General features: G+C 69.2%; 12 protein-coding genes. 5 read left to right on the top strand and 7 right to left on the bottom strand.

Annotated features, from left to right (window positions below; genetic code table 11):
- Positions 1-126: 126 nt before the first annotated feature.
- Positions 127-810, top strand: a complete 684-nt coding sequence (locus FOC67_RS00310) for a transcriptional regulator (protein ID WP_010895683.1) — start codon at positions 127-129, stop codon at positions 808-810.
- Positions 811-813: 3 nt separating this feature from the next.
- Here FOC67_RS00310 and selB read toward each other — a convergent pair whose 3' ends face one another.
- From selB to lipC, 7 genes are all read right to left on the bottom strand, one after another.
- Positions 814-2,739: a selenocysteine-specific translation elongation factor gene (gene selB, locus FOC67_RS00305; protein WP_003457223.1), complete on the bottom strand. Its 1,926-nt coding sequence runs from the start codon at positions 2,737-2,739 to the stop codon at positions 814-816.
- Positions 2,736-4,142, bottom strand: a complete 1,407-nt coding sequence (selA, locus tag FOC67_RS00300; RefSeq protein WP_023099963.1) for an L-seryl-tRNA(Sec) selenium transferase — start codon at positions 4,140-4,142, stop codon at positions 2,736-2,738. The genes selB and selA overlap by 4 nt, the downstream gene beginning before the upstream one ends.
- Positions 4,143-4,220: 78 nt before the next feature.
- Positions 4,221-5,150, bottom strand: a complete 930-nt coding sequence (gene fdhE, locus FOC67_RS00295) for a formate dehydrogenase accessory protein FdhE (RefSeq protein WP_003116089.1) — start codon at positions 5,148-5,150, stop codon at positions 4,221-4,223.
- A 132-nt stretch (positions 5,151-5,282) separates the two neighbouring features.
- Positions 5,283-5,909, bottom strand: a complete 627-nt coding sequence (locus tag FOC67_RS00290) for a formate dehydrogenase subunit gamma (RefSeq protein ID WP_003095316.1) — start codon at positions 5,907-5,909, stop codon at positions 5,283-5,285.
- Positions 5,910-5,980: 71 nt separating this feature from the next.
- Positions 5,981-6,910: a formate dehydrogenase subunit beta gene (fdxH, locus tag FOC67_RS00285; protein ID WP_003106793.1), complete on the bottom strand. Its 930-nt coding sequence runs from the start codon at positions 6,908-6,910 to the stop codon at positions 5,981-5,983.
- 8 nt (positions 6,911-6,918) lie between these two features.
- Positions 6,919-9,999: a formate dehydrogenase-N subunit alpha gene (fdnG, locus tag FOC67_RS00280; protein ID WP_023518136.1), complete on the bottom strand. Its 3,081-nt coding sequence runs from the start codon at positions 9,997-9,999 to the stop codon at positions 6,919-6,921.
- A gap of 307 nt (positions 10,000-10,306) precedes the next feature.
- Positions 10,307-11,236, bottom strand: coding sequence for a lipase LipC (gene lipC, locus FOC67_RS00275; protein WP_003095318.1), 930 nt, complete (start codon positions 11,234-11,236; stop codon positions 10,307-10,309).
- 359 nt (positions 11,237-11,595) lie between these two features.
- Here lipC and FOC67_RS00270 point away from each other — a divergent pair, with 359 nt between their 5' ends.
- The 4 genes from FOC67_RS00270 to FOC67_RS00255 all read left to right on the top strand — a co-directional run bounded on the left by FOC67_RS00270 (position 11,596) and on the right by FOC67_RS00255 (position 16,161).
- On the top strand, positions 11,596-13,641 hold the full coding sequence (locus FOC67_RS00270; protein WP_015503716.1) for an NADPH-dependent 2,4-dienoyl-CoA reductase: 2,046 nt from the start codon (positions 11,596-11,598) through the stop codon (positions 13,639-13,641).
- 208 nt (positions 13,642-13,849) lie between these two features.
- Entirely contained in the window at positions 13,850-14,299 is a 450-nt protein-coding gene (locus FOC67_RS00265) for a DMT family transporter (RefSeq protein WP_003095321.1), read from the top strand.
- Between the two features lie 156 nt (positions 14,300-14,455).
- A complete protein-coding gene (locus FOC67_RS00260) occupies positions 14,456-15,691 on the top strand; it encodes a DUF1835 domain-containing protein (RefSeq protein ID WP_009314299.1) in 1,236 nt (411 codons plus the stop codon).
- A complete protein-coding gene (locus FOC67_RS00255) occupies positions 15,667-16,161 on the top strand; it encodes a YkgJ family cysteine cluster protein (RefSeq protein WP_003135287.1) in 495 nt (164 codons plus the stop codon). The genes FOC67_RS00260 and FOC67_RS00255 overlap by 25 nt, the downstream gene beginning before the upstream one ends.
- The last annotated feature ends 2 nt before the right edge of the window (positions 16,162-16,163 follow it).

Raw genomic sequence — 16,163 nt, 5'->3', positions numbered from 1 at the left:
ATCGCCCCGAACGCGCTCGACCGCTGGCACGAACACCTGGCGCTGGCGATCCGGCGCCTGCGCCAACCCGACTTCCTCGCCGCGCTGGTCGACGCCATCCACCAACTGGTGCCGATCGAGTCGAGCATGATCAGCCTGGAACGCAAGGGCCACGCGCCCACCCTGCTCTACGAGCGCGGCATCGCCGAGCGCTTCCGCGAGGCGATCATCCGCCGCTACTTCTCCCGCGGCTACCTGCTCGACCCTTTCTGCCTGGCGGTGGAGGAAGGCCTTCCGGAAGGCTTCTACACCCTCGGCGAGATCGCCCCCGACGACTTCTTCCAGAGCGCCTACTACCAGACCTACTACCTCGGCGCCGGAGCGGTGGAGGACGTCTACTACATCCTCGACCTCGGCCCCACCGAGAAGCTCTCGATCTGTCTCTACAACGGCCTTTCGGCGAGCCGCTACAGCGACGCCCAGGTCGCCGCCCTCGCCGGCCTGGCGCCGCCGGTGCTGGAGCTGGCCCGGCAGTTCTGCGCCGGCCGCGCCGACCTCTCGCCGAACCCGCAGGCCGACCTCGCCCCGCGCCTTCAGGAAGTACTGCGCGGCTTCGGTCGCGGCGTGCTCACCGACCGCGAACGCGAAGCCTGCCACCTGCTGCTCAGCGGCCACTCGGCGAAATCCAGCGCGCGGCTGATGGACATCTCCCCGGAGACCGTGCGCATGCACCGGAAGAATCTCTACACCAAGCTGGAAGTCGGCTCGCAGTCGGAACTGTTCGCGCTGTTCATCGAGTGCCTGAGCCAGGGGCAGCGCGTCGGCCCCTGAGACTCAGGGCGAGACGCCGCCGAGCAACTGTTCGGCCAGCGCCGAGCCCTCGCGCAGGCGACGGTCGTTGCCGATGCGGCGGGTCAGGCCGATGCGGTCGAAGTGCTCGAGGATCTGGATGCTGCGCTTGCGGCCGATGCCCAGGCGGTCGCGGAATTCCGCCGGGCGGATCAGCCCGGCGGGGTCGCGCACCTGCACGGCGATCTCGGCCAATTGACGCAGGGTGGCTTCCGGGTAGAACAGGTCGCGCACCACCTGCTGCAACTGGCCCAGGCGCGCCAGCTTGCGCAGCAGGTTGCGCATGGCGGCTTCGTCCTGGCGCAGCTCGCGGGCCAGGTCGCGAACCCAGGGCGGGTCGTAGCGGCCGGCTTCGAGCAGCGGCCAGAGGCGCGCGCGCAGTTGCTCCTCGCTATCGCTCAGGCGCACTTCGTGGCCGGGCAGGTGCAGCCAGGGCCCGCTGCTGTGCACATCGCCGCCGGCCAGGGCGGCGTCGAGCAGGGCGATGAACACCGGCCGCTCCAGCTGCGGCAGGGCGTAGCGACGCAGGCGGTCGCGGTCGGGACCGAGTTCGTCCGGTAGCTCTTCGTGGAAGCGCCGCAGGCCGGCGAGCAGTTGCTCGACCAGGGCGAACCAGCGCTCCCCGGCGAACAACCGGGGGCCGAGACGGGTCTGCACCTCGACCACCTCTTCCGGCAGCCGCCAGTGCTCGCGCGGGCGGTTGAAGGATTGCACCAGGCGTTGCGGGTCGAGGCCGTTCTCGGCCGCGCCGAGCAAGGTCGGCAGCGCCTCCTCCAGGCTTTCCTGGCGCAGCGCCTGAAGCTGTGCCAGACGTGCCGGCGTTCGTCGGTTGCGCGCCGGCGCGGCGCCGTCGAGCACCCGCCCGCCGCCAAGGGTGCGCTGCGCCGACTGGTCGCGCAGCACCAGGCGGTCGCCGTGCAGGGCCTGGATCGGCGCGTTCAGCACCAGTTGGGCGAAGGCGCGGTGGCCAGGCTCCAGTTGTTCGCCTTCGAGCAGGGCCAGGCGTCCGGTGACGTCCTGGGTGCCCAGGTGCAGGTGCACCGGGGTCCAGTGGGTGAAGTCGCGAAGTTCGTCGGGCAACAGGCGGAAGTCGATGTCGACCCGCGTGGTCGGCGCGTGCAGCGCTGCCTGCAGCAGCCAGTCGCCGCGCTGGATCTGTTCCAGCGCAAGGCGCTCGCCGGCGATGTTCAAGGCCACGCGCTGGCCGGCCCAGGCCTGTTGCGCGGGCCGGTTCTGCGCGTGCAGGCCGCGCACCCGTACCGGCCGTCCGGCGTTGCCGAGGAGCAGTTCGTCGCCCACCGCGACCTGTCCGGAGAAGGCCGTGCCGGTGACCACGATGCCGCTGCCGGCGACGCTGAAGGCCCGGTCCACCGCCAGGCGGAAGTATCCCTCGCGGCTACGCTCGCGGACTTCGCCGGCGAGCCCGCCGAGTGCTTCGCGCAACGCCGCGACGCCCTCCCCGGTGCTGCTGGAGAGCGGGAAGATCGGCGAGCGCGCCAGCGGTCCGGAGGCCAGCAGGTGTTCGACCTGGGTCTGCACCTGTTGCACCCGCTGCGGCTCGACCCGGTCGATCTTGGTCAGCGCCACCAGCGCCCGGCGGATACCGAGCAGTTCGACGATCGCCAGGTGCTCGCGGGTCTGCGGCATCAGGCCGTCGTCGGCGGCCACCACCAGCAGCACGCAATCGATGCCGCTGGCGCCGGCCAGCATGTTGTGGACGAAGCGCTCGTGGCCGGGCACGTCGATGAAGCCGGTGGGGCTGCCGTCGCCAAGGTCGGCGTAGAGGTAGCCCAGGTCGATGGTGATCCCGCGTTGGCGCTCGGCCGGGCGGCGGTCGCCCTCGATGCCGGTGAGGGCGCGCAGCAGCGAGGTCTTACCGTGGTCGATGTGCCCGGCGGTGCCGACGATCACGACAGCTCGCTCCGCAGTCGCGGCAACTGGGCGAGGAACGCCGGCTCGTCGTCGAGCTGGCGCAGGTCGAGCCAGAGGGCGTCGTCGTCGAGCCGACCGATCACCGGCAGCGGCAGCCCGCGCAGGGCTTCCTCGAGGTTGCGCAGGGCGCGTCCGCGCAGGCGCCTGGGCTGCTGCGGACGCAGGCACAGCGCGGCGCTGGCCAGCCGCGCCACCGGCTGCGCGCCGCTGCCGATCATGCCCAGGGCGTCGACCGCGGCGACCTCCCAGCCCTCGCCGAGCGCCTCGCCCAGCGCCGGCGCCAGGCGCTCGGCCTGGGCGCGGATCTCCGCCGCCGGGCGGCTGAGCAGGCGCAGGGTGGTCAGGCGTTCGGCGAGGCGGTCCGGATCGCGGTACAGGCCGAGCACCGCCTCGAGGGCGGCGAGGGTCAGCTTGTCGACGCGCAGGGCGCGCTTGAGCGGGTTCTTCTTGATCCGCCCGATCAGTTCTCGGTTGCCGAGGATCAGCCCGGCCTGGGGCCCGCCGAGCAATTTGTCGCCGCTGAAGGTAACGATGTCGGCGCCGTCGGCCAGGGCTTCCTGCACCGTCGGTTCCTTGGGCAAGCCCCAGCGGGTCAGGTCCACCAGGGTGCCGCTGCCGAGGTCTTCCAGCAGCGGCAGGCCGTGGCCATGGGCGATGGACGCCAGTTGCGCGGTGGGCACGCTGGCGGTGAAGCCCTGGACGCTGTAGTTGCTGGTGTGCACGCGCATCAGCAGGCCGCTGCGCGGGCCGATGGCGGCTTCGTAGTCCCTGGCGTGGGTGCGGTTGGTGGTGCCCACCTCATGCAAGCGCACGCCGGCGCGGGCCATGATGTCGGGAATGCGGAAGGCGCCGCCGATCTCGATCAGCTCGCCGCGCGAGATGATCCCTTCCTTGCGCGCCCCCAGGCTGTTCAGCGCCAGCAGCACCGCCGCCGCGTTGTTGTTGACCACGGTGACCGCCTCGGCGCCGGTGAGTTCGCGGATCAGCCCGGCGATCAGGTCGTCGCGGTCGCCGCGTTTGCCGCTGGCCAGGTCGAACTCCAGGTTCAGCGGGTAGCGCGCGGCCAGGGTGATCGCCTCGATGGCTTCGTCCGGCAACAGGGCGCGGCCGAGGTTGGTATGCAACACCGTGCCGGTCAGGTTGAACACCCGCCGCACGCGGCTGGCATGCTGCGCGGCGAGGCGTTCGCCGGCGCGCCCGGCGAGCACCGCCTCGCTCAGTTCGATCTCGGCGAGGGCACCGTGTCGGGCCGGCTCGCGCAGTTCGTCGAGCAGGTCGCGGAGGGTCGCCAGCAACGCCTCGCGGCCATAGCGCTGGTGCAGGGGAGCGGCCGCCGCGCTGCGCAGCAGGCGGTCGACCGAAGGCAAGCGAACGGAACTCATGGAGAAACCTTATCCACAGGGTAGGGTCACCGACACGCCCATCATAGACGCGTCGGCGCATGCCCGCAGCGTCTTCGGCTATTCGCCGCCGGGGGCCAGCAACAGGTTCGGCGAACGCCGCAGGTAGCCGTCCTCGGCCAGGCGCATGTCCAGCGCCAGGCTGGCCAGGTCGTCGGCAAGGGCATCGGCGTGGCGGTCGAACTCCAGGTAGAACTGCTTCAGGTAGCCCTGGCAACTGGGGCAGGTCTCGGCGCGCAGCACGGCTTTTTCCGCCGGCTGCCCGTCATGCTCCAGGGACAGGTAGGCCAGGTGCTTGCTTTCCTCGCAGTGGCTGCACTTGATTCGCACGTAGTGCCATTCGCAGGCGCACAGCGAGCAGCTCAGGTAGCGCAGGCCGGTTTCCTTGCCGCCCTGGCGGATCATCCCGGCCATCGGCGGCGAGCCGCAGGCGGGGCACAAGGTCCGGCTCTCGGTCTCGACCACCGCGCCCTCCTCCAGTCCCAGCAGCCAATGGCTCCAGGCTACTTGCAGGGCGGCGCCGAGGAACGGCACCAGGGCCGCCGGCAGGAGGTCGAACTGACCGCTGAGCAGGGCGATGGCCCAGGCCTTGCGCTGGCCTTCGTCGGCTTCGCGCAATTGTTCGAGTGCCGCGCCGACGGCGGCGTTGGCCGGCGCCGGGTAGCCCGCGAGCAGGGCATCCAGCCAGGGCAGCCAGGCGCCTTCGCGCACCAGCAGGTCGTAGGCCAGCGGCGGCATGCCGTGCTCGCGGCTCTTGCGCAGGCGCTCGGGGTCGAGCGGGGCCAGCGCCGGCGGGTTGTCCAGCAGCGCCTGCTGGAGCCGGCAGAGACCGGCGACCAGCCGCAGGTAGTCGCCCATCGGGTGCCCCTCGGCCAGTTGCAGCAGGCGCTCGCCGCGGCGGGCGAACAGGTCGCGCGACGGCTGGTGCAGGTGCGGGGGAATGTTGGCGGCGGCTTCGATCTGCCCCGGCTGAAGAATGGTGCGTGACACGGGAACTCCTCGGGTCTGCGCCGGCGGGCCGGTGGGCCGCGCCGCAACGATCGGGCGCCCGGAGGGGCGCGGAATGAATGCAAAGGCCCCATCGCTGGGGCCTCCGGTCGGGCGATGGCGACACTATACGCGTCAGTGCTCCTCGCCCTTGCCGACTTCCTTCAGCCAGCCGTTATGGTGCTTGCGCGCCCAGGCGCGGCTGACCTTGCCGTAGAGCATCGCGCCCATCGAGCCCTTGACCCAGATGCCGGCGTAGATGTGCACGATGATGCTGGCGATCAGGACGAAGGCGGCGAAGGCGTGCAGGAGCGCCGACAGGCGGATCGCCTCGATGCCGAACCAGGCACTGAAGTACTGGCGCCAGATCACGATGCCGGTGACCAGCAGGGTCAGCATGCTCAGCAGCAGCACCCAGAACAGCAGCTTCTGCCCGGCGTTGTAGCGGCCGACTTCCGGGAGGTTCTCCTCGCGGTTGCTGACCACGTCGCGCCACTGCTTGAGCCACTGGATATCGCTCTTCTGCACCCGGTTGTGGTGGGCGAAGCGCACCACCAGGCCGAGGAAGAAGACGAACATCGCCAGCCCCAGGAAGGGGTGCAGGATACGCGTCCAGGGACCGCCGCCGAACAGGTTGGTCAGCCAGAACAGCGCCGGGTGGAACAGCGCCAGCCCGGACAGCCCGGCCATGAAGAACAGGATCGCCACGGCCCAGTGGTTGCTGCGCTCGTTGGCGTTGTAGCGCTGGATTTCATTTTTCATTTCCGACTCCTCGAGAGCGCCGCCGCTGCCGCCGGGTCGCGGAGGACCGGCGGCAACGCCCGCGCGCAGGCTCAACGACGCTCGTGCGGGTCAAAGGTGTGTACCGACGGATCGACCTGGTGCACCGGTGCCTCGGCTTGCCCGTGGTCTTCCTCGTCGTCCGCGCGGTTGGGACCGACGCGCACATAGTGGAAGAACCCGGCGAGCACCGTGGCGCCCATGGCCAGCAGCGCCAGCGGCTTGGTCACGCCCTTCCACAGGCTGACCAGCGGGCTGACGCTCGGCTGGTCGGCCAGGCCGGCATAGAGCGACGGCTTGTCGGCGTGGTGCAGCACGTACATCACGTGGGTGCCGCCCACCCCTTCGGGGTCGTACAGGCCGGCGTTCTCGTAACCGCGGCTCTTCAGGTCGACGATGCGTTCGGCGGCGTGTTCCTTCATGTCCTCCTTGCTGCCGAAGACGATGGCGCCGGTCGGGCAGGTCTTCACGCAGGCCGGCTCCATGCCCACCGAGACGCGGTCGGAACACAGGCTGCACTTGTAGGCCTTGTGGTCCTTCTGCGAGATCCGTGGGATGTCGAACGGGCAACCGGTGATGCAATAGCCGCAACCGATGCACTTGTCCTGGTTGAAGTCGACGATGCCGTTGGCGTACTTCACGATCGCCCCCGGGCTCGGGCAGGCCTTCAGGCAGCCCGGCTCGGCGCAGTGCATGCAGCCGTCCTTGCGGATCAGCCACTCGAGGTTGCCGGCCTCGTTCTCGTGCTCGGTGAAACGCATCACCGTCCACGAGTCGGCCGTCAGGTCCATGGGGTTGTCGTAGGTACCGTGGTTGTGGCCGACCTCGTCGCGCAGCTCGTTCCATTCCGAGCAGGCGACCTGGCAGGCCTTGCAACCGATGCACTTGGACACGTCGATCAGTTTCGCCACTTCCTCCTGGTTCCGCACCGAGGGCATCGGCGTGGTGGTCGCGGAGCGGGCGTGGATATCCTGACTACTCATGTTTCACCTCACGCCTTTTCCACGTTGACCAGGAACGACTTGAACTCCGGCGTCTGGGTATTCCCGTCGCCCACGAAGGGGGTCAGGGTGTTGGCCAGGAAGCCGTTGCGCGCCATGCCGGCGAAGCCCCAGTGGATCGGGATGCCGACGTGGTGCACGGTCTTGCCGTCCACCTGCAGCGGGCGGATGCGCTTGGTCACCACCGCCACCGCCTTGATGTAGCCGCGGTTGGAGGAGACCTTGACCTTGTCGCCGGCATTGATGCCCAGCTCCTTGGCCAGCGCCTCGCCGATCTCGACGAACTGCTCGGGCTGGGTGATCGCATTCAGCCGGCAGTGCTTGGTCCAGTAGTGGAAGTGCTCGGTGAGCCGGTAGGTGGTCGCCGCGTAGGGGAACTCGTCGGCCGTGCCGAACAGTTCCATGTCGTTCTTGAACACCCGTGCCGCCGGGTTGCTGATCGCCTTGCGGTTGTCGCGGTGCAAGGGGTTCACCCCGATCGGCGTCTCGAACGGCTCGTAGTGCTCGGGGAACGGGCCTTCGGCCATCTTGTCGACGGCGAACAGGCGGGCCACCCCTTCGGGGTTCATGATGAACGGGTTCATCCCGGCTTCCGGCGGTACGTCGGCCTTGTAGTCGGGCACGTCGGTGCCGCCCCAGGACTTGCCGTTCCACCACACCAGGCGCTTCTTCTCCGGGTCCCACGGCTTGCCGCTGACGTCGGCCGAGGCGCGGTTGTAGAGAATCCGTCGGTTCGCCGGCCAGGCCCAGGCCCAGCCGAGGGTCTGGCCCATGCCGTAGGGGTCGCTGTTGTCGCGGCGGCCCATCTGGTTGCCCTGCTGGGTCCAGGAGCCGGCGAAGATCCAGCAGCCGCTCGCCGTGCTGCCGTCGTCGCGCAGCAGGGCGAAGCCCGGCAACTGCTCGCCGGCCTTGGCCAGGATCATGCCGTTGGCCGGGTCGACCAGGTCGCTCAGGGCCTTGCCGTTGAACTCCCGGGCCAGTTCGTCCGGGCCCGGTTCGTCGGGCTTGAGGTAGGACCAGTCGAGGCCGAGGATCGGGTCGGGGAAGGCCCCGCCGTCCTTGCGGTACATCTCGCGCAGGCGGTGGAACAGCCCGGCCATGATGGCGATGTCCGGACGCGCCTGGCCCGGCGGCTCGGCGCCCTTCCAGTGCCACTGCAACCAGCGGCCGCTGTTGACGATCGAGCCGTCTTCCTCGGCGAAGCAGGAGGTGGGCAGGCGGAACACCGTGGTCTTGATGCTGGCGGTGTCGACGTCGTTGTACTCGCCGACGTTGCGCCAGAACTCCGAGGTCTCGGTCACCAGCGGGTCCATCACCACCATCCACTTCAGGCGCGCCAGCGCGGCGCCGACCTTGGCCTTGTTGGGGAACGAGGCGATGGGGTTGAAGCCCTGGCAGAAGTAACCGTTGACCTTGCCCTGGTACATCATGTCGAAGTAGCGCAGCACGTCGTAGCCGGCGCCCGGCATGTCGAGCTTGGGCAGCCAGTCGTAGCACCAGTTGTTTTCCTTGGTCGCCGACTTGCCGAACCAGGCTTTCATCAGGCTGACGTGGAACTTGCCGTAGTTCTGCCAGTAGGACAGCTGTCCCGGGCGCAGCGGCTTGGCCGTGCGCTTGGCGATGTAGGCGTCGTAGTCCTGCTCGGCGTCCATCGCCAGGGTCAGGTAGCCCGGAAGCGAGTTGGACAGCAGGCCGAGGTCGGTCAGGCCCTGGATGTTGGAGTGGCCGCGCAGGGCGTTCATGCCGCCGCCGGGCATGCCGATGTTGCCCAGCAGCAGCTGGACCATCGCGCCGGTGCGGATCATCTGCGCGCCTACCGAGTGCTGGGTCCAGCCCAGGGCGTACATGATGGTCATGACCTTGCCCGGCTTGGAGGTCTCGGCGATTTCCGCCCAGACCTTGAGCATCATGTCCTTCGGCGTACCGCAGATGTTGCTCACCACGTCCGGGGTGTAGCGGCTGTAGTGCTGCTTGAGCAGGTTGAACACGCAGCGCGGGTGGGTCAGGGTCGGGTCGACCTTGGCATAGCCGTCCTCACCGATCTCGTAGCCCCAGGAGGACTTGTCCGGGTAGGTCCGCTTCTCGGCGTCGTAGCCGTTGAACAGGCCGTCCTCGAAGCTGAAGCCTTCCTTCACGATGAACGAGACATCGGTGTAGTTGCGCACGTATTCGTGCTGGATCTTGTCGTTTTCCAGCAGGTAGTTGATCAGGCCGCCGAGGAAGGCGATGTCGGTGCCGGTCCGGATCGGCGCGTAGTAGTCGGCGACCGAGGCGGAACGGGTGAAACGCGGATCGACCACCAGCAGCCGCGCCTTGTTGTGCGCCTTGGCTTCGGTGACCCATTTGAATCCGCACGGGTGGGCTTCGGCGGCGTTGCCGCCCATGATCAGCACCAGATCGGCATTCTTGATGTCGGTCCAGTGGTTGGTCATGGCTCCACGGCCAAACGTCGGGGCAAGACTTGCCACCGTCGGGCCGTGTCAGACACGCGCTTGGTTGTCGAATCCCAGGATGCCGAGGGAACGCACCACCTTGTGGGTGATGTAGCCGGCTTCGTTGGACGAGGCGGACGCGGCGAGGAAGCCGGTGGTCAACCAGCGGTTGACGGTCTGGCCCTGCTCGTTCTTCTCGACGAAGTTGGCGTCGCGGTCTTCCTTCATCAGCTTGGCGATGCGCTCGAGGGCTTCGTCCCACTCGATGCGCTTCCACTCGCTGGAGCCGGCCTCGCGCACTTCCGGATACTTCAGGCGGTTCGGGCTGTGGATGTAGTCCAGCAGGCCGGCGCCTTTCGGGCAGAGGGTGCCGCGGTTGACCGGATGGTCGGCGTCGCCCTCGATATGGATGATGTTCTGCGCGACGTTCTTGGCGCCGTCGCCCTGGCTGTACATGATCAGGCCGCAACCGACCGAACAGTAGGTACAGGTGTTGCGGGTCTCGACCGTGTGCGCCAGCTTGAAGTGGCGGACCTGGTCGGCGAAGGCCTCCGTGGGGGCCATCCCGAGCGCCGCAAGGCTCGATCCTCCAAGGCCTATACCGCAGACCTTGAAGAATTGCCGACGGTTCATATCCATCGTGCATCTCCTGCATCAGGCAAAGGACACCCGGGACATGGCCGGATGTCTCTGGTTAAAAGATAGCCAGCCTGGCGAGGTACGCCAGCCGGGCATGGCTACGGGGCAGCGAACCCTACACGAACGCTGGGTTTTTCTGCCTTGACCGGAGTCATTACACGGCGGCGCAAACCTTGTCCAGCAAGGTGCGCGGAATCGGGACAGGTCCGAACGCCGCGAGGCGCGCGAACAGGAGGTGATATCCAGGTGCCATTAGACCAAAGACTAATGCCGGGTCGCCTAGGGCTGCGGCGACCCGGCGAGCGGATCAGAGTCCGACGTTCCTGAGGCGATTGGCATGCTGCCGATAGACCTGGGTCGGGTCGCTCTCGAACAGGCTGACCAGGCCGAGCAACTGGTTGACTTCGTCCAGATGGTCCATCCGGTAGTTGTCCTTCACCACGCTGCCCAGGTGGCTGGAGCATTGGCCGACCAGACCGTCGTTGGCCTCGCCGAACAGCAGCCCGGTCACCGCCAGGCCGGCGGAGCTCGGGTCGAGCGCATTGGTCAGGGAGCCGGTGCCGCTCATCGAGTAGTAGCGCACCCCGGCTACCGTCTCCGCGCCCTGGCCACAGGCGCTGGCCGGGATCGCCTGCGGGAAGCGCTGGTTGAACCGCGCGGTGCCGGGAGTGTTGAGACTGTTCAGGGCAGCCAGCGCGTCGCCCTTGACCCACTCGCCGCCGTCGACGATGTCGACCACCGAGAACAGCGCCTCCACCGCCGAGGCGATCACCTCGGTGCCGATCGGCCCGAGGAACTCGCTGAAGCCGGTCACCGCGTCGGCTACCGGCGTGCCCTTGTGCGGCGTGCCCATGGTGGTGACCGAGGCCACCAGTTGCGGCGCCACCCCGGCGACGTAGCGCACGGTCATGCCGCCCTGGCTGTGGCCGATCAGGTTGACTTTCTCCGCGCCGGTCAGGGCCAGGACTTCCTCCACCTGCGCCAGTAGCTGTTCGCCGCGCACCTCGTTGCTGTTCACCGGCGACTGCGAGGTAGCGAAGACCTTCGCGCCGTCCTTCTCCAGGGCCGGCACGATAGCGTGCCAGTAGTCCACCGGGCCGACGCTCTTGAAGCCGAACAGACCGTGGGACAGCACGATGGGATAGCGCGTGCGGGTGTAGTCGGTCGCAGCGTGCACGGGAAGGCTGGCGGCCAGCGCTACCAGCGCCGCCGCGAGGAACGTCTTGTTCTTGTTCATCGTCGAGACTCCGTTCGGATTGGACAGGCAGTTGGCAAGGCACGTGCTGAGCGGGCCGGAACCCCAGCCTGACAGCGCCGCCAAAGGCGTCGAGCCGTGCTTAAGTTGGGCTCCCGGCGCACGCCATTACCCCGGGTAACAGCGCCGCCGTTCCCATTCCGCCCGCCGCGCCGCAAGTGCTGTCGGAGAGCTTTCGACGCCTGTCACCCGGGGCCACAGCGGTGCAGCGCAGCGAGCACCTATCCGATCAGCCAGTCCGCCGGCTTGACCGAAATGCCTGGCGGTTCCGGCAAGCGGGCCGCATTCGGCGGCGGCGCAACTTCCTATGGTGAAGCGTCCCTGGCTACCGGAACCGCGCCATGCGCAACCCCTACCCGCCGCTCGCCGCCGCTCCCTATCCGCACCTGCTGGCCCCGCTGGACCTGGGCTTCACCCGTCTGCGCAACCGCGTGGTGATGGGTTCGATGCACACCGGGCTGGAGGATCGCCTGTGGGACTTCGGCAAGCTCGCTGCCTACTACCGCGAGCGCGCCCGGGGCGGCGTCGGGCTGATCGTCACCGGCGGCTTCGCGCCCTGCCGCGAAGGTTGGCTGCTGCCCTTCGGCAGCAGCCTCACCAGCGCCCTGGAGGTGCCCGCCCATCGTCGCCTGACCCAGGCGGTGCATGCCGAGGGCGGCAAGATCCTGCTGCAGATCCTCCACGCCGGGCGCTATGGCTACCACCCGATGGCGGTGTCCGCCTCGCCGTTGAAGTCGCCGATCAGTTGGTTCACCCCGCGCGAACTCTCCGAGCGTGGCATCCGCAAGACCATCCGCGCCTTCGTCCGTTGCGCGCGGCTGGCCAAGGCCGCCGCCTACGACGGCGTGGAAGTGATGGGCAGCGAAGGCTACCTGCTCAACCAGTTCCTCTGCCCGCGCACCAACCGCCGCGACGACCAGTGGGGCGGCCCGCTGGAAAACCGCATGCGCCTGGCGCTGGAGATCGTCCGCGGCATCCGGCGGATCGTCGGCGAACGCTTCATCCTCTGCTATCGCCTGTCGCTGCTCGACCTGGTCGAGGGCGGCAATACCTGGGACGAAGTACGGCGCATCGCCCTGGCCCTGGAGGAAGCCGGCATCACCCTGCTCAACACCGGCATCGGCTGGCACGAGTCGCGCGTGCCGACCATCGTCACCTCGGTGCCGCGCGCGGCCTTCGCCGAGGTCAGCGCACGGCTGCGCCACGAACTGAAGGTGCCGGTGATCGCCAGCAACCGGATCAACACCCCGGAGGTCGCCGAATCCCTGCTCGCCGCCGGCAAGGCCGACCTGGTATCGATGGCCCGGCCGTTGCTGGCCGACCCGCAGTTCGTGGCCAAGGCCGGTGCCGGCCGGGCCGAGGAGATCAACACCTGCATCGCCTGCAACCAGGCCTGCCTCGATCATGCCTTCGCCAACCGCCGCGCCACCTGCCTGGTCAACCCGCGGGCGGCCTTCGAGACCGAGTTGCGCTACCGCAAGGCGCGCACGCAGAAGCGCATCGCGGTGATCGGCGCCGGCCCCGCCGGGCTCTCCGCCGCCTGCGTGGCCGCCGAGCGCGGGCATCGGGTCAGCCTGTTCGAGGCGAGCGGGGAAATCGGCGGGCAGTTCAACCTGGCCAAGCGGATTCCCGGCAAGGAAGAGTTCCGCGAAACCCTGCGCTACTTCCGCGTGCGCCTGGAACGCCTCGGCGTCGACCTGCGCCTCGGCCACCGGGTGCGCCAGGGCGAGCTGGACGGTCAGTTCGACGACGTGGTGGTGGCCACCGGCATCCAGCCACGCCGGCCAAGGATCGACGGCATCGGCGGACCGACCGTACTCAGCTACGTGGACGTGCTGCGCGGCGCGCCGGTGGGCGCGCGGGTCGCCATCGTCGGCGCCGGCGGCATCGGCTTCGACGTCGCCGCCTTCCTCGTCGCCGCACCCAGCGACGGCCAGCCGCGGGCGCTCGGCGAATGGCTCGCGGAATGGGGCGTGGACCTCGACAACAGCCAGCCCGGCGGCCTCCGCGAACCCGCTCCGACGCAGCCGGCGCGCCAGGTCTGGCTGCTCCAGCGCAAGCCCGGCGCCCCCGGCGCGCAGCTCGGCAAGACCAGCGGTTGGGTGCACCGCGCGCACCTCAGGCACAACGCCGTGCGCATGCTCGGCGGGGTGGAGTACCTGAAGATCGACGAACGCGGCTTGTTGATCCGCGTCGACGGCGAGGAACGCTGGCTGGAGGTGGACAACGTGGTGATCTGCGCCGGCCAGGAGCCGCTGCGCGAGTTGCAGATCAGCCAGGCGGCGGAAAGCCTGCGCTTCCACCTGATCGGCGGGGCGCGAGTGGCGGGGGAACTGGATGCCAAGCGGGCGATTCGCGAGGGGGCCATGCTGGCGGCACGCTTGTAGGGGGACAACGCCGCTGGCGGCATGGCGGCCGTAGGGCGAACAACCGCTCGCGATTACCCGCCGGGCGGAATCCGAGGGCGAGCGATGGGGCCTCGCGTTTTCCTCCTCCGCCCCCGCCTGGTGCATACTGTGCGACTCCCCGTACCACTCCGGCCCGTCCCTCGCCATGCGCGGGGCGCGCTCGCCGTCATCGTTCCAGGAGTCTTCCATGCCCACTCCCCCCTGGTGGCTGTTCGTCCTGCCCCTGCTCGCCGGCGCCTGCCTGCCGCTGCAGGCGGGGATCAACGGCCAGTTGGCCAAGCAGGTGTCCAGCGTCCTCGCCGCGGCACTGATCTCGTTCTTCGTCGGCACCCTCGGGTTGCTCGCCCTGACCCTCTCGCAGCGCGAGTTTCCCGGCCTGGCGGCATTGCGCGGGCTGAGCTGGTGGCACTGGTGCGGCGGTTTCCTCGGCATGTTCTTCATCTTCATCGCCGCCTTCGCCGCACCGCGCATCGGCGCGCTGATGTTCATGGTGCTGGTGCTCGCCGGCCAGTTGGGCATGGCCATGAGCCTCGACCACTTCGGTTGGGCCGGCTTCCGCGAGGCACCGATCAGCGCGCTGAAGCTGGGCGGGTTGGCACTGATCGGCGCCGGCATCTGGATGATCCGCAAGGGCTGAGTACGTCTTGCCGCGGACGCATCGGCCGGCCTATAGTCGGCCTCGGCGTTCTCCACGCCTCCCGTCCGCGGAAAGGGCAGCGCCCAGGCGATCCACCCCACGCATCGCGCATGCGACTCCAGGCCTGCTGGCGGACAAGGCTGCAGAGGAGATCGTATGTCTTTTTCCCGCACTCTCGGCGACGGCCGGATCAATCTCGAACAGCAACGCAAGCGCGCCAAGGAGCTGTTGCGCCAGTGGCGCCGCGACCCGGCCAGCCGTACAGGGCCTCCGGGGCAGGAGCCGCGCCTGGCCGACGCCCAGTGGCAGGTGGCGCGCGAGCTGGGCTTCGCCAGTTGGCCGCGACTCAAGGCGCATGTCGACGCCATCGCCTTCGCCAGCCGCCACCCCGACCTGGTCGGCGGCGATGAGGCCGCGACCCTGCACCTGCGCTGCGGCAACGACATCGCCCACGGCCTGAAGCTCGCCGGCTTTCGCGGCGACTTCCGGATGTTCGCCGACCCGCTGACCATGGGACCGGTGCCGAACCTGCCGTTGCCCGAGTTCCTCGCCCTGCGCAGCGACTACCTGAGCCGCGTCTTCGACCTCGACCCGGCCGACGCCCAGGCCCGCCAGCGCCAGGAATACGCTGGGCTCGAGCGGCTCGGCGAATACTCGCGGGTGGCCCTCTGGTGCGAGGCGGACGCCTACGACCAGTTGTTCCTGGTCCGGGTGCTGGCCGGGATGCAGACGCCGCCGGAGCATCTGGAACTGATCGAGATCGACCGCGTGCCAGGCGTCGAGCGCTTCGTCGGCATCGGCCAACTGGCGCCTGAGCTGCTCGCCTGGCTATGGACTCGGCGTCGCCCGCTGGACGCCGAAGCCCTGACGCTGGCCCGCGCGGCCTGGGAAGCCTACCGCGATCCGGCGCCACTGCGCTGGGCGCAACTGGCCGCAGCGCCGACCCCGGCGCTACCGTTGCTGGGGCCGGCGCTGCGTCGGCAACTGCATGAACTGCCGGCCCTGCGCGACGGCCTGTCGCTGAGCGAACGGCTGACCCTGGAGATCGTCCGCGACGGCGGGCGGCCGAGCGCCGGCCAGGTCTTCGCCGAGCTGACCGCACGGCGCGAGCCGCTGCCCTATCTCGGCGACCTGATGTTCCGCGTCCTGCTCCGCGCGCTGCTGGAAGAGCCCGGTGCGCTGCTGCGCACGCCGGCGCCGGAACTGCCCTGGGAACGCCAGCCGCTGGCGCTGACCGCTGCGGGCCGCGAGGTCCTGGCCGGGCGGCGCTACCGCCTCGACCTCGGCGCCCCCGAACGCTGGGTCGGCGGCGTACGCCTGCGCGCCGGCACCGCGCACTGGGCTCTGGACGAGCAGGACCGGCCGGTATGGCGGGAGGACCCACGGCACTGACGCTCATCGCCCGGACGAGCGCAACGGGCGCGCAGCCACTATCATTGCGTGCCCGTTTTCCCCGCCCCCGCCCGCCGATGAAGAAGATCCCGCTCGCCGCCGCCGACCCCGACCGCCTGGATACCTGGGTGAAATACCGCGAAGGCCTGTGCGGCGAGTGCAACGCGACCTGCTGCACGCTGCCGGTGGAAGTGCGCATCGACGACCTGATCCGCATGCGACTGGTCGACGAGTTCGAGCGCGAGGAGCCGGCCAAGCGAATCGCCAAGCGACTGGAAAAGGATGGCGTGATCGAGCACTTCAACCACAAGCGCGAGATCTTCACCCTCACCCGCATGGCCAACGGCGACTGCCTGTACCTCGACCGCAAGACCCGCCTGTGCACCATCTATGCCCGCCGCCCGGACACCTGCCGCAACCACCCGCGCATCGGCCCGCGTCCCGGCCACTGCGCCTACCGGCCGAAGTAGCC

Source organism: Pseudomonas sp. FDAARGOS_761 (assembly GCF_013343155.1).
GTDB lineage: Bacteria > Pseudomonadota > Gammaproteobacteria > Pseudomonadales > Pseudomonadaceae > Pseudomonas > Pseudomonas aeruginosa.
This window is presented reverse-complemented; position numbering and strand designations above follow the sequence as displayed.